This is a genomic window from Streptomyces sp. NPDC028928 (assembly GCF_055564915.1).
Genome location: NZ_JBVHVI010000001.1, coordinates 224145 through 237843, shown reverse-complemented (window position 1 = coordinate 237843; position 13699 = coordinate 224145). Strand labels below are relative to the sequence as shown.

12 protein-coding genes and 4 pseudogenes are annotated in these 13699 nt (G+C 70.2%); 8 read left to right on the top strand and 8 right to left on the bottom strand.

The genetic code is table 11. The annotated features are described in order from the left end of the window. The first annotated feature begins 308 nt into the window (after window positions 1-308). On the top strand, window positions 309-1580 hold the full coding sequence (locus ACZ4U1_RS01200) for a L,D-transpeptidase (RefSeq protein WP_467897996.1): 1272 nt from the start codon (window positions 309-311) through the stop codon (window positions 1578-1580). Window positions 1581-1720: 140 nt separating this feature from the next. Here the strand turns inward: ACZ4U1_RS01200 and ACZ4U1_RS01195 are convergent. Next, window positions 1721-2289, bottom strand: a pseudogene (locus ACZ4U1_RS01195) (tetratricopeptide repeat protein); the annotation flags it as partial. 153 nt (window positions 2290-2442) lie between these two features. Here ACZ4U1_RS01195 and ACZ4U1_RS01190 point away from each other — a divergent pair. Continuing rightward, on the top strand, window positions 2443-3489 hold the full coding sequence (locus ACZ4U1_RS01190; protein ID WP_467897992.1) for a hypothetical protein: 1047 nt from the start codon (window positions 2443-2445) through the stop codon (window positions 3487-3489). A gap of 17 nt (window positions 3490-3506) precedes the next feature. Here the strand turns inward: ACZ4U1_RS01190 and ACZ4U1_RS01185 are convergent, their stop codons facing one another. Then, entirely contained in the window at window positions 3507-3752 is a 246-nt protein-coding gene (locus ACZ4U1_RS01185) for a hypothetical protein (protein ID WP_467897989.1), read from the bottom strand. 44 nt (window positions 3753-3796) lie between these two features. Beyond that, a complete protein-coding gene (locus tag ACZ4U1_RS01180; protein WP_467897986.1) occupies window positions 3797-4618 on the bottom strand; it encodes an SDR family NAD(P)-dependent oxidoreductase in 822 nt (273 codons plus the stop codon). Window positions 4619-4830: 212 nt separating this feature from the next. On the opposite strand from ACZ4U1_RS01180, the gene ACZ4U1_RS01175 reads away from it, so the two are divergent. The 6 genes and pseudogenes from ACZ4U1_RS01175 (at window position 4831) to ACZ4U1_RS01150 (ending at window position 10461) form a co-directional block, all read left to right on the top strand. Then, complete coding sequence (locus ACZ4U1_RS01175; protein WP_467897984.1) at window positions 4831-5751, top strand: hypothetical protein; 921 nt, start codon at window positions 4831-4833, stop codon at window positions 5749-5751. A gap of 101 nt (window positions 5752-5852) precedes the next feature. Next, entirely contained in the window at window positions 5853-6341 is a 489-nt protein-coding gene (locus tag ACZ4U1_RS01170) for a hypothetical protein (protein WP_467897982.1), read from the top strand. 304 nt (window positions 6342-6645) lie between these two features. Beyond that, window positions 6646-7074: a VOC family protein gene (locus ACZ4U1_RS01165; protein WP_467897979.1), complete on the top strand. Its 429-nt coding sequence runs from the start codon at window positions 6646-6648 to the stop codon at window positions 7072-7074. Between the two features lie 395 nt (window positions 7075-7469). Next, window positions 7470-9140: a tetratricopeptide repeat protein gene (locus ACZ4U1_RS01160; protein WP_467897976.1), complete on the top strand. Its 1671-nt coding sequence runs from the start codon at window positions 7470-7472 to the stop codon at window positions 9138-9140. A 30-nt stretch (window positions 9141-9170) separates the two neighbouring features. Beyond that, window positions 9171-9362 (top strand): annotated as a pseudogene (locus tag ACZ4U1_RS01155) (IS5/IS1182 family transposase); the annotation flags it as partial. A gap of 286 nt (window positions 9363-9648) precedes the next feature. Then, entirely contained in the window at window positions 9649-10461 is an 813-nt protein-coding gene (locus ACZ4U1_RS01150) for a hypothetical protein (protein WP_467897973.1), read from the top strand. A 119-nt stretch (window positions 10462-10580) separates the two neighbouring features. On the opposite strand, the pseudogene ACZ4U1_RS01145 reads toward ACZ4U1_RS01150, so the two are convergent. The 5 genes and pseudogenes from ACZ4U1_RS01145 to ACZ4U1_RS01125 form a co-directional block, all read right to left on the bottom strand. Next, window positions 10581-10628 (bottom strand): annotated as a pseudogene (locus tag ACZ4U1_RS01145) (hypothetical protein); the annotation flags it as partial. Continuing rightward, window positions 10625-10765 (bottom strand): hypothetical protein, encoded by a 141-nt coding sequence (locus ACZ4U1_RS01140; protein WP_467897970.1) that lies wholly within the window; start codon window positions 10763-10765, stop codon window positions 10625-10627. The gene ACZ4U1_RS01140 and the pseudogene ACZ4U1_RS01145, both read right to left, overlap by 4 nt. 190 nt (window positions 10766-10955) lie before the next feature. Beyond that, window positions 10956-11777: a DUF2785 domain-containing protein gene (locus tag ACZ4U1_RS01135; protein ID WP_467897967.1), complete on the bottom strand. Its 822-nt coding sequence runs from the start codon at window positions 11775-11777 to the stop codon at window positions 10956-10958. A gap of 400 nt (window positions 11778-12177) precedes the next feature. Then, window positions 12178-12825: a DUF7691 family protein gene (locus tag ACZ4U1_RS01130; protein WP_467897964.1), complete on the bottom strand. Its 648-nt coding sequence runs from the start codon at window positions 12823-12825 to the stop codon at window positions 12178-12180. Between the two features lie 609 nt (window positions 12826-13434). Beyond that, window positions 13435-13699 (bottom strand): annotated as a pseudogene (locus tag ACZ4U1_RS01125) (DUF4235 domain-containing protein).

Here is a 13699-nt window from a genome sequence, read left to right as displayed (position 1 = left end):
GCCGCTGTCATCGGGACGACGCCGGTGCCCGGGCGGGAGGAAGCGCACTGTGAAGATCACCTCGAAGAACGGCCTGGCGTGCTCAGGCGGTAAGGGGCACCGCCGCCAGGGCCGATGCGCTCGGTGGCCCAGCCGCCGCTTCCCGGCCGTCCGCAGCCGGCGGTCAGACGCCCCCCACCCGGAATCCACCGCGAGCAGGGCGACGCCAGCTCGCCGTGTCCTTCACCACAATTCACTCGTATCTGGACACATCCATGCCTATAAGTGGTTTTACGCTGGTGTGCTTTGAAGGTGCTCAGCACGCAGTTATGCAAAGACCAGTGGCATGGGAGAAGCGTTTGATCACGGTACGTAAACGACGCACCGGGCAGGTGGCTGTGGCCGGCGTACTCGGCGGCGTACTCGCAGTGACGGCCCTCGGCGGTACCAGCAACGCTGCGACCAGCCGCGACCCCGCCGGGAAGCATCCGGAACCACAGGCGCGAGTGAGTCAGGCGGCGGCCCAGGATGCTTCCGACGCCCGAATAAAGATCACGCCCGGGCAAGCCGCCTACGAGGTCGGGATCGAGGACTCCGTCAAGGTCACCGTCAGCAAAGGCAAGCTCACCAAGGTGACCATGACCGCCGTCGCGACCGGTGCCGAGATTCCGGGCACCCTGTCCGCGGACCGCACGTCCTGGAAGCCGGACGGCCGGCTGGAGCGGGCCACCAGGTACCAGGTCGCCGCAGAGGCCCAGGACGCCCAGGGCCGCTCCGCCACCGAGAACGCGACGATCACCACGGTCTCCCCGGCCAACGACTTCATCGGGCACCTCTTCCCCGAGAACGGCTCGACCGTCGGCGTGGGCATGCCGGTGGCGGTCAACTTCGACACGGCGATCAGTGCGAAGGCCGTCGTGGAGTCGAGGATCCAGGTCAGCTCCAGCAGCGGCCAGCGGGTCGTCGGCCACTGGCTCAACGACCACCGCCTGGACTTCCGCCCCGAGAACTACTGGAAGCCCGGCTCCACCGTCACCGTCAAGCTCAACCTCCACGGGGTCCGGAAAACGGTCACGTTCAAGATCGGCCGGAGCCAGATCAGCACGGTCGACGCCGCGACGAAACAGATGACCGTCGTACGGAACGGCAAGAAGATCAAGACCATCCCGATCTCGTCCGGCAGCCGGGAGCATCCGACGTACAACGGTCAGATGGTCATCTCCGAGAAGTTCCGGCACATCCGCATGAACGGCGCGAGCGTCGGCCTCACGGAGAAGGACGGCAAGCCCGCGTACAACATCGGGGCCGTACCGCACGCCATGCGCCTGACCGACTCGGGCACGTTCATCCACGGCAACTACTGGGGTGCCGACTCGGTCTTCGGCAAGGTCAACACCAGCCACGGCTGCGTGGGTCTGAAGGACGTCAAGGGCGGCGGCGACGGCAGGCAGCCCGCCGCGTGGTTCTTCGACAACTCGATGATCGGTGATGTCGTGATCGTCAAGAACTCCGACGACAAGACCAGGTTGGCGCCGGACAACGGCTTCAGTGACTGGAACATGCCGTGGAGCGAGTGGGTCGCGGGCAGCACGACCCACTGAACCGGTCTGCTGTGATGCGTGGTGCGTGCCCTCGAAGCCCTTGACGATGTCCTCGGGGCCATATCGGCCGACCCGTGATCATCGACTCCCCTGGCAGTCTGGCGGTCGACCGGCCGTGCCACTCCACGGCCGGTGACGCGGCCGCGCAGCGCCCGGGCGTGCGCGTCCCGGTCGTCGGCCTGCGCGGCGAGCAGGCCGCCCCTTCGAACAGGACATACGCCGTGTCGTAAGCACCGAAGGTGCGGTGCATCTGGGCCATGCGATCCAGCGCCCACGCCGTGTGCCGCGCTCACCGCGCCGCCGTACCTCGGCCGGCAGCTGCTCGTGCAGCCGGCCGCCGGCCTCGTGGTCGCCTTGAACCCGGCCGGTCTCCGCCGGCCATACCGGTGAGTAGCCGCGCACCACCACGTCCCTGCCACGCTCGCCCGGGTCGGCGGCGAGCGCCGGCAGCCGCCGGGCCGGGGCGGGGCGAGCGCGCCGCGCTGCCGGGCGAGGGTGTCGCCGGTCCACAGCACCCAGGCCATCGCGGCCGTACCCCCGGCGTCGCCGGCCGTGTGGTAGCTCTCCTCACAGGCTTGGCTCGCCTCCCAGGCTTGGCTCGCCTCCCAGGGGCGGGCCGCCCCCGTGCCTGCCCCAGCCGCCGGTGCGTCTCCGCGACGGCCAGCCCTGGCCGTGCCGCCTCGGCGTGCCGGCCGGTGCGCTCGGCCGCCGTGGTACTCCCTCGCCGAGCGCGTTGAGGTTGCCTCGGGCTACGAAGGAGGCATCGCACGGCGCGCCGACGAAACGCGTTGCGCGGCGCCGGCACCGGCCCCAGGATGGGCGGGGCGTGCGCTGGGGGCGCGCGACGGGGGGAGGAGCGCGCATGGCGGGGGACGTCGTGGCAGACGGCAGGACCGGTGTGTCCGGCGCGGCCGACGGTCCGAGCGACCCCTCGGCCATGGTCACGGTCGGGTCGTTGGAGGACACCGGTCTCGCCGTCGGCCGCAGTCCCGGGATCACTCTGTTCTCCGTGCTCATCAGTGCGCTCGGGGACAGCCGGCACGGCATGCCGTCCGCCTGGGCCGAGGAGATGCGGCGCGCGGCCCCGCGGGCGGAGGCCCGCCTGCTGGCAGCACTCCTGCGGACCGGTCGGTCGTGGCTGCCCGACAGTCTCACGCTGAGCGGGGCCCTGGGCGTGGGCGCCGGGCCGGTCACGGTGGCCGACGAGCTGGACCTGATGCGCCCCGACACCCTCGCGGAAGAGGTCGTCGCATGGTTCGGAACGGCCGTGCCCCGTCCGTGGCAACTCGTCGTGGACCGGCCGGGCTCCGTCGTGGACGTGTACCGGCGGCTCGCGCAGGCCGTGTGGCGGGCCTTCGAGCCGCTGTGGCAGCGGGCCGCTCCGCTCCTGGAACGGGAGGAGGAGCGGATCGGCCGCGCTGTCGTGACGCGCACCATGGAGCCCGTGTTCAACACGCTGGGCTCGCCCGTCCGTTACGGGGACGGCCGCCTCCGACTGCCGGTCGGCTGCCCGACGCACAGCGCGGTCCCCGGGCGGCGCCTGGTGCTGGTCCCCCTCGTCTCCGGCCACCGGGCGACGGCATACAGCGCTGAGGACGACGAACTGGTCTGGATCGGTTATCCGTTACCCGGGCTCGCCCGCCTCACCGAGACGTCTCCGCCCCGCCTCGACGAGACCGGCCGGCTGGCCCTCGTGCTGGGCGCCACGCGAGCCGCTCTGCTGCTGCACGCCCGCTTCCGGCCGTCGGTGAGCGACGCGGCGAGCCGCCTGGGCATCGCGGTCAGCACCGTCACGTACCACGGTGACGCCCTCGTGCGCGCCGGCCTGCTGCACCGGCACCGGCACGGGCGCGAGGTCCGCCTCGACCTGACCGACGACGGCCGACGGCTGCTCGACCTGCTCGCCTAGGGCCCCAACCCCGCACCTCAGCAAGTGCTGTTTGTGTCCCACGGGTTGGGCGACATCCCATCGGGTTGCGCGGGAGGCGGGCAGTCGAGCGAGGTCACGGTCAGGGGGGAGGCGGCCGGGACGGCTCCGGGTTTGTACGGGCCGTCCGCGACGACCGTCCCGGGCTTGAACGGGCCGTCGGCCCACGGGGCCTGGACCGCGTCGGTCGTCGGCAGGAGCGCGACCGCTGCCGCGGCGATCAGTCCTGCGAGGGTGATGCGCATCGGAACTCCTCGGTGGTGTGTGATCAGGCAGGGGCTGTGGTGTCTCAATCCGGCGTCGTGTCCTCCCGCACTCCCTGCTGCCGCGGTTCCGGATCACCGTCCCCGGTGTCGGCGGGCCCCAGGTGGAGACCCCCGTTGACCTCGATGGTCTGCCCGGTGATCCAGCGTGCGTCGTCCGAGGCGAGGAAGGCCACGACATCGCCGATGTCGGCCGGTTCGCCCGGACGTCCCAGGGCGGTCAGACCGGCGACGCGCCGGGCGGCCCCGTGGTCGCGGAGCCAGTCGTTCATGTCGGTCTCGGTGATTCCCGGGGAGACCGTGTTGACGGTGATCCCGCGAGCGCCCACCGTGCGGGCCAGCGACCGGCCGAAGACGTTGAGCGCGCCCTTGGTCATCGCGTACACGATCTCCGGGGTGGCGAACCAGGTGACCCCCGAGGAGATGTTGATGATCCGGCCACCGTCGGGCATCAGGTGCAGCGCCCGCTGTGTGATGAACAGCGGGGCCCGCACGTTCGTCGCGAACAGCCGCTCGTAGGCGTCCGGGGTCACCGCGTCGATGGTGGCGCCGTAGTCGATGACGGCGGCGTTGTTCACGAGGATGTCCAGGGGCCGCCCGTCCAACTCCCGCTCCAGGCCGGCGAACAGGGTGTCCACGTCACCGTCCACGCCCAGCTCGGCGCGCAGGGCGAACGCCCGGCCTCCCGACCGCCGGATCGCCGCGACGGTTTCCTCCGCCGCGGCCTGCCGGCTGCCGTAGTGCACGGCGACCCACGCCCCGTCAGCGGCGAGCCGTTGTGCGACGGCCCGTCCGATTCCGCGGGATGCGCCCGTCACCAGGGCTGTTCTTCCGGATAAACCGGTCATGATGGTCCTTTTCCTTCCGTAGTGAAGTCGGCCGTACGAGGGGCCGGTGGTGATCCTCGGTCGCCGGGCGCGCCGGCGCGAGGCTTTCGAGGAATTTCCAAAGGCGGTCTCCCGGCGACGTTTGCAGAGGGATCGAAAGGCTCGCCCGCCCCTTCGGCCGTCCCGAGGATGGAGCGCGTCGGCAACAGGGCGACCGGACGGGGGAGGGGACCATGAAACGGAGCGGTGCCGTGGCGTGGCTGCTGGCGGCGGTGACCGCCGTGGGCGCGCTCGCGGCAGCGGGCTGCACGTCCGGCGCGGTTCCGTCGCACGTCCCGGCCGCACAGCACGACAGGCCCCGACCGCTGACGGACGCCGAGGCCGCACGGATCTCCGCCGCCGAACAGCGCCTCGTCCGGCGCTGCATGGAGCGCAAGAGCTTCCGCTACTGGGAGGCCGAACGGCCCACCGCCGAGGAGAGCCGGTCCCTCGGCTATGTGTCCGACGACGTGGCCTGGGCCCGCACCTACGGGTACGGCGGCCGGATCCGGGTCGAGCTGGAGCGGGCGCGCCGCACGAACCCGAACGGGGCCTACCGCCGCAGCCTGCCCCCCGACCGGCGAACCGCCTACGACCAGGCGCTGGACCAGGGCGACGCGCACGTCCTCACCGCACGTGCCCCCAGCGGCGGCACGGTCCGCAAGCGGGTGGGCGGCTGCGTAGCCGAGGCCGAGCGGCACCTGTACGGGGACCCGGAGGCCTACTTCCGAGCGGAGAAGACTGCGACGGGGCTCCAACCCCTCTACGTCCCGCACCTTATGAGGGATCGTCAGATACAGCATGCCCTGGCCGCATGGGCGCGCTGCATGGCCCGCGAGGGCCACCCGTACCGTACCCCTGACGAGGCCCGCGCGGCTGCCGAGCGCAGCATCGCGACCGCCGCGCCGGGGGAGGAGTTCGCGACGGAACGCACCATCGCGGTGGCCGACGCGAGCTGCGCCCGCACGACCCGGCTGAGGACCGTCGGCGAGCAGCGCGAGAAGCACTACGCCGACGATCTGCGCGACCGCTACGGCGAAGCCCTGGAGACCTACGCGCGGCTCCGGCTGCGCGCCCTGGCCCGAGCCGCCGCGATCGTTCCGCCGAGCCCCTGAGCAGCTCGCACGCACCGCCGCTCGCCCGGACCGAACACCACTTTCCTACCCGTCCTGCGTGGACAGCCGTTCACGCACACCGTGTCAAGGAGGACACACACATGCGCGCACGCTTGCTCGGCTCGGCGATGGCGGCCCTGGGGTTCGCCTTCCTCGGAGCCACGGTCCCCACCTCGGCCCAGGCCGCTCCCCAGGGGGCGTACTGCGACGCGGAGTGGAGCCGACACGGCCGGGACGGTCTCGTCCGCGCCTGGTCGGGCTACGACTGCACCGGCACGCTCCTCGGCGCCGCCGCCGGTGACGACTACGCCTGGGGGGACAGCTACGGCCCGTTCCGGGGCAGCGACTACAGCGAGCCCAAGTCCGTCATGAACAGCGGCTACCTGGGTGGGCTGGACGTGGTCGCCTTCTACGCCACCAGCGGCTACCGGGCCGAGTACGGATATGTGTGCCTCTCGCCGTACGAGCTGTACGCCGACGACCTGTCCGACAACTACTACACCAACGGCGGAGGCCCGGTCCTCAACCACATCGGCTCCCACAAGTGGGTCACGGCCTCCGCCTGCGCGGCGGACAGCTGGCTCACCTGACCGACGCACACCTCCCTGTGCCCGGGAACCGGTCCGGCCGGCTCCCGGACACAGCCGCACGGCCTGGCCGCACTGTGCGACGTGGCGAACGGTTGCCTGGAACAAACGGTGACCTACGAGCCGGCCCCGTGGGGCCCGCCCCTGCCGCGATCGCACGGCGGAGGCCATGGTGTGGGTGGCGGCCTCTTGCGGTTTCCGGAGAATCACGCCCCTTGACGCCACTCATGTCCCGCGAGACCTCGACCTGCACGGCGGTGACGTCCCGGGGGTTCAGTGAACGGGCAGGCGCTCATATGGTGGCCCAATGACGTCGATCAAGAAGTTCCAAGTCACCTTCGACTGCGCAGAACCTGAGCGCCTGGCTCGTTTCTGGTGCGAGGTGTTGGGGTACGTCGTACCGCCGCCACCGGAGGGGTTTGCCACTTGGGACGAATACAAGCGCTCGCTGCCGCCTGAGCAGCAGGATGCGTGGTTCGCCTGTGTGGATCCCTCAGGCGTGGGCCCGCGACTGTACTTCCAGCGCGTTCCCGAAGGGAAGGCCGTCAAGAATCGAGTGCATCTCGACGTGCGGGTCGGCACCGGCCTCGTGGGTGAAGAGCGCCTCGCCGCACTTGAGGCCGAGTGCGCGCGACTGGTCCCGCTCGGCGCGGTACACGTGCAAACGCTGTATGACGGCAACGATGCGTGCATCCCGATGCTGGACATCGAGGGCAACGAGTTCTGCATCGACTGAGGAGACTCCTTCGAGACCTGCGGCGGGCCGCTGCCGGAACGAGCAGCGCGCGGACATCCCCCGCCCTTCGGGAAGAAAGTGAAGAGAGCGTCCGGTCGGCGTCGCGCTGTCCAGGCAGTCGGGGCAGTTCGGCGTCGGCGGCCGGGCGATGCACGACCCGCGCCCCGGCGACCCGGCCTGCTTCGACCAGACCGGCGACACCCCTGATGCCCCGGGGCCGACTCGCCCCTCGAACCAGCCGGGGCAGGGGCACGCACGCTGGGAGGCCGGGCCGGCGCGCCGATCGTCGTGCACTCGCCCTGCCGTGTCGGGGCGAGCCCTCGCGTACCGGCCTTGCCGGTCGGGCAACGCCCGCCTGTTGGCCCGTCCTTGGCGCTACCTGGCACGATACGATCATGACGCAGGACATACAGGCCCACGGAGAGGCGCTCGTCGCCGCCGCCCGCGCCGGCGACGCCGAGACCGCCCGCCGGCACACCGATTTCTTCGTGCTGCGCAAGCTCGTGGACGAAGGCATCCCGTACTGGGAGCAGGCCGTGGCGGCCGGTGACGCCTTCTCGCATTACACCCTCGCCAGGTACCGGAAGATCCGGGGTGATCGGCGGGCCGCGGAAGCGCTCTACCGCGCTGTCGCCGACCGCCACGCCGGTTGCGCCTACGGACTCGGTGTCCTGCTCCGCGAGGATGGTGATCCGGAGGCCGCCGACTGGTTCCGTCGCGGCTGGGAGGGAGGACGCCACCTCGACTGCAAGATCGAGCTCGGCAAGCTGCTCGCGGCCGAGGGGCGACTGGACGAGGCGTCGAAGTTCCTGATGAGCGACATCGATCTGGGCGATATCGCGGTCTTCCGCTGGGCTCAGCTCTTCGATTCGATCCGTGAGGATTTCGACCGGGTCGCGGCGGGGCTCGACGCCGCCGAGGCCGACGGGGACGCAGACGCCGCCGCGGAGGCGCTGCGCCCGCTGTTCGCCCTGGAAGAGCACTTCCGCGACTACCCGGGCCTGACAACCGAGGCCGCCGGTTACTACCGCAGAGCCTCGGCGCTCAGCGCATCCGCCCGCGTGGACCACGCTGTGTTCCTGACGGAGACCGGTGGCGAGGCGTCCTGGCCCGAGGCCCGGGACCTGCTGGTCCAGGCCCATGACGAGGGCTACGCAGGCGCCTCGTACGTCCTCGGTGTCCTGCACGAGCAGCGCGGCGACCTTGGGGACGCCGAGCACTGGTACGGCCTCGCGGCCGCCCACGGGCATCAGCCGGCCCAGTGGAACCTCGGTCTCCTGTGCAAGCGGCAGCGGCGCTACGACGAGGCCGAACGCTGGTTCCGGGAGGTCGGCGAGGACGCCGAGGGCGTCGTCGAGCAGCTCGCCCGGATCGCCGCGATCCGAGAGGGCGGCTCCGTCGCGCCCGGCAAGGACCTGCGTCGGCTGCCGAGGCTGCGCGAGCGAGCCGAGGCGGGCGACGTGCACGCGTCGTACGCGTACGGGAAGATCCTCGGCGACTGGGGCGGCGCGGATGACCGCCACCTGGTCCGCTGGATCGAGCCCGCCGCGCTGGCCGGGGACCCACAGGCGGCGTACGACCTGGCGGAGCTTTACGGCGCCCTGCGCAGGCCCGCGCTGCGCGACCAGTGGTACCGGACAGCCGCCGAGGCGGGCCACCACGACGCGTGCAACCAGATGGGGTGGCTCTCCGAGTACCACCGGGACTACCAGGAGGCCGAGCGCTGGTATGTGCGCGCGGCCGGTGACGGTTCCCCACTGAACGCCATGCTCGCGGGCAAACTGAAGGCCCAGCGTGGCGCCTACGCCGAGGCGGAACCGTTTCTCCGCAGGGCCTGGGAACAAGGCGGCGACTCCGCCTACAGGACGGAGGCCGCCGGCTACTACGGACTCGTCCTGCACCGTCTGGGCCGCCTCGCGGAAGCCGTCGAGCCGCTGCGGACCGCCGTCGCACGCTGGGACGACGACGTGAGCGCCCGCTACAGCCGGGACGACCTGGACGTACTGTCCCGGACGGTCGACCCGGAGACGGAGCTGGCCAAGGTGGAGGCGGCGCTGACGGCGTGACGCCGTCCGGATGTCCGGTGGGAGTACCGGCGGCGGCTGGGGGACTGGAATGAAGCCGGGTCCGGCAGAGGCTGCACGAGGTCCTGCGGGTCGAGCTGAACGCCGTACGCAAGGTGGACGGGTCCCGTTGCGCGGTTGATTCTTCGCACGTCAGGGCCGTAGTAAGGGGGGCCAGCGACGGGCCCGTCGCCGGTCGACCGGGGCCGCGCCGGCTCCCGACATGGCACCGAGCACGGCTCCGGGCTGGGGCGTCGACTGGTGGGCGGTTGAGCGGACCTTTGCCTGGCTTCGTCGTGTCAGCCGTTGTTACTGGTCGATGGCAACGCCGGCTATCTGGTGGCCATTGGTGCCCTGCGCCATCGTCATGGTGTGCGTTGAGGTGGCGGCGTGGCTTCAGTGTCCGGAAGCTGCGTTGGGCAAGCCTTATGGGCAGGGTAGGCAGAGGTGTAGGTGTTGGTGGTGGGAGGAGGGCGCTTTGGGTGGGTCGGGATGGAGTGGTGGGGACGGTATGGCTCACGGCAAATCCCGGTTCGATGACGTCTACGAGAGTCCGGACCCGCGCGCGTACTTCTTGAGGCTGGCCCCGCTGGAGTACGAGATCCCGCAGCACGCCCAGCCAGTCTTCCGGCAGGCCGCGGCTGAACGGGCAGCGCTCGACGACGGCCGCCCCGGCACGCCCGTTGTGCTGGACGTGTGCTGCTCGTACGGCATCAACGCCGCGCTGCTCAATCACGACGTGACACTGAAGGACCTGTACCAGCGATACACATCCCGGGCGGCGCAGACCATGTCGACGGCGGAACTCGCCGCCTGGGACAAGAAGTTCTACGCCGAGCGGCGCAGACCCGACGCCGTGCCGGTGTACGGGCTGGACGTGGCCGCGCCCGCGGTGCTGTACGCACTGGAGGTGGGCCTGCTGGACGCCGCCTTCACGGACAACCTGGAACAGCACCCACCCGGTCCCCGTCTGAGCCGGGCGCTTGCCGACCTCGGCCTGATCACGCTGACAGGCGGCGGCAGCTACATCACGGAACGGACGTTCGCGGCGCTGCTCGACGGCGCCCGGCGCCCGGTATGGGTGAGTGCGTTCGTGCTGCGTACCGTCAACTACGCACCTGTCGTACAGGCACTGGCCCAGCGCGGCCTGCACACCACGGCCGATCCGTCGCGTACCTACCCGCAGCGTCGGTTCACCGACGACCGAGAGCAGCGGTATGCGATCACGGCAGTCCGGGCACTGGGCGGTGACCCGTCCGGGCGGGAAGAAGCTGGCCGGCTCCACTGCGTGTGGTACGACTCCCGCCCGGGTGACCGTAACTGAGTATGTGACCCTGTACCGGCAGGACATCGGCTTCCCACGCCGTCGCCCATTGTGGGGACGACCCAGCCGTGCAGGGCCACGCCGAGTGGGACGCGTAGAGCGCCTGCGACCAGTCCGGTCAGGACGACCGAGGTGATGACCGTAGCGATGGTCTGCCGGGACGTCATGCCGAGTGATTTGTGGACACTGATCTCCCGGACGCGTTCGCGGTGTCGAGCGGCACGCCGTTGAGCACGCCGAGCGCGGCGACGGTGACGGGCATCAGCGAGAGGATCACGGACGGCGCGTTGAGCGTGACGGCCATGTCGCTGCCGGCGTCGAGCCCGCCGGCCCGAGCGGTGACCCCAGGCGAGCCAGGTCTTTGTTCAGCGCGTCGACGTAGCCGGTCTACGGTGGTGCCTGGCGTGCGTGCGACTGCCCTTCATGACGGTGACGTCAGCCCCACCGGACATCAGCCTCGCCTGGCCTCCTCTTGCCCGGGTCTCCCTCCTCTGTCAGGCGAGCCAGTAACAGTACAGGCGTAGGAGACCGGCAACACGAGCGGCAACTGCCTCGGCATGGGGTGGCACGCTTTCATCACTGATGCCGCGGGCCAGATGCAGATGAAGGGACTGAAGCGTGGAGAAGGTATTGAAGGCCCAGACCGGGACGGGCCCGGGCCCTTCACCGTTGTGCAGGGCCTCCGTCACCACACTCAGCCAACCGGTGGCCTGTTCGTGATCAAGGCCAGGCGTCTGCAGGATCCGCGTCAGCGCACGGGCAAGCCGTGCATCCTCCAACTGCACGTATCGGTAGTCGGTTTGCCTAGCCGTCATCCTGCGCGCACACAGCTCGAGTAGTTCTGCGCGGCGGTCGGGCAGGACCCTCGCGAACGCGGCAGCAGCGTCGGCGCCGTGCGCGACGGCGTGCAGCCAGCCCAAGGAGTCGTCCCACCCCCGGGTGTCCTGCTCGGCCGGATACCAGGCCGAGAACTCGGCATACCAGCCCTCTGCCGCCTCCCGCGTCACGAGACCGGGAACGCTGTCCGCCCGTCGCAGAACCAGACAAAGAGTCAGCGGTGCAAAGCTCCGGGCCTGCACCTCCGGATGGGCGAAACGACTTGCAGCGGTGTCTCCAAACTGCTCAAGGACTTCATCAAGACGTCCCTCCGCAATCCAGCGAGCGGCTGCCGTGTAGGCGAAGTCGTCACGGATCTCAGGGTCAGGCGAGACCAGCATCGCCAACAGCTCGTCGGCGATCCGAGATGCCGGTGCGGCCTCGGGGAAGGGGAAGCCGTCGGCAGCCATCGCCGGCCAGTCGACGAAGTCAACGCTCATCACATCAAGCTTTCACACTACGGCGGGAGCCAGCAACGAGCGGCGCCGGTGGGAGCGTGAACATCGAGAGCCACGGACAGGCCGCCAGGGGAGCAGCCCGACCGTGAGTCCGATGCGTGCGGCTGCCTGGGGGCCTGGGACCAAACCCGCACGCGCCGTGATGGTGAGGATCCCGACAACGCCCGCTTCGACAGCCGACTTGACCAGGGAGCGGTCCACAGGTCCCCGGTGAGCAGCCCCGGTTCGGTGATCTCGTCGAGGACCTAGGCGACCGCCTGCCCCTTTCGCGGTCCTGTTCAGCGTGCCGCATCGGGGTGGCGTTGGACCGCAATGACGGCCCGGGGGCCGCGCAGCGGCGTGGGGTGGGGGCGGCTGCGCGGTGGACGGGGGCAGGAGCCGGTCAGCCCTGAATCGAGAAGAACAGCGTGTCCATGGTGTATCCGTACCGGAGAGCGTTCTGCCATTCGTCGTGCTCGACCCGCATCCTGTCCATGAGGCTCCGGGCCTCATGGGTGAAGGCGTTGTCCATGCGGTCCAGGACGGCGGCGTAGGCGTCGGCGAGTGGCTTGGCCTTCGCCAGCGGCAGACGGCCGATGGCCGGGTAGCCGTCTATGGGCGCCGGAATGTGGAAGGGAATCTCGTCGGGCGGACCGGCGAAGAGGAAGTCGAGCGGCAGCAGGTCCTCGGGGACCCCGAGGCGCCGCAGTTCGTCGCCCATGCGCCCGAAGAACGTGGAGGGTTTGGAGTACACGCCGAAGTCCATGGGGTCGGACCCGCTCCAGTCGATGATGTGCTGGAGCGCCTTGTAGTACGCGTGGCCCACGTATGCGCCGTCCGCGTTGGCGTGGCCCGCGAGGAGATGGTCGAGCGCCTCGGGGATGGTGAGGCCCAGATCGATGCCTTGGCGTTCGAGGTTGAGCTGGTCGGAGTGGGCGTCCTTGCGTATGTGATCCTGGAGTACGCGCTGCTGGGTCTCGTCGAGTTCGCCTTGCAGGTAGGACACGACATGGCTCTGGTTGGCGGTGGTCATCGTGATGATGTGACTCATGGGCCTCATGGTGGCAGGGGGTGCCGACAAGGCGCCGTGCAGGGTGGAGGACGCGCGCGGGGCGGTCGGCTCTGGCCGGCCCTGGCGACTTGGTCCAAGTGCCGGTGGACGTGGCGTGACGCAACCTTGTCGCCCTCTCCCGGATTGCGGCACCACCGCGGAGAAGTAGCTGGCCGTCAGCGAGAAGCTGGACACTGCTACTTCAACAGGTACTCGCCGAACCAGCCTGGGCGAGGAAGCTCGCCGGAGAAGGACCGGCGGGGCCTGACCGCGCTGCTCTGGTCGAGCATCAACCCGTACGACACCTGCCGCCTCACCATGGACGGGCGACTCAGCTTTCGCGCGGCCGATGTTGGTGGTACGCCTCAGAGTTCGGAACACGATCTTGTGAGCGGAAGTTGCGACCGTGCAGAGGTAGGCAGGGACGAGCGAGGTGTCCGGGAGGCTGCAGCCAAGACCCGTGGTCATCATCGGGTGTACCCACCCGCAAGCGGGCGCCGACCTGGCGGCGAGACCTCTTCGACCGTGGCGGCAAAATCTTTCGGTGTGAGGGGCAGTCCGTGAACGGGGGTGCCGGTACTCGCGTACCGGCACCCCCAGTCTCGCCCGTCAGCCGGGCCAGATCCCCGTCAGAGAGCGGGTGGCGGCGGCGCCGGCGCGGTCGACGCGGCCTTGACCCCGGCGAAGGTGGCGCTCTGCACCATGGCGGCGAGCAGGACCTCGCTCCAGCCGCGGTCCTCGTCGGGGGCGTCGGGAGCGTCGCCGTCGTGGCCGAGCATCTTGCACGCCCGCTTGACCGCCGCTCCAGCGATCACGCCACTGACCGCGCCCATGCGAGACCGACCGGCTTGTTAGCGATCTTCGAGGCTTTCAC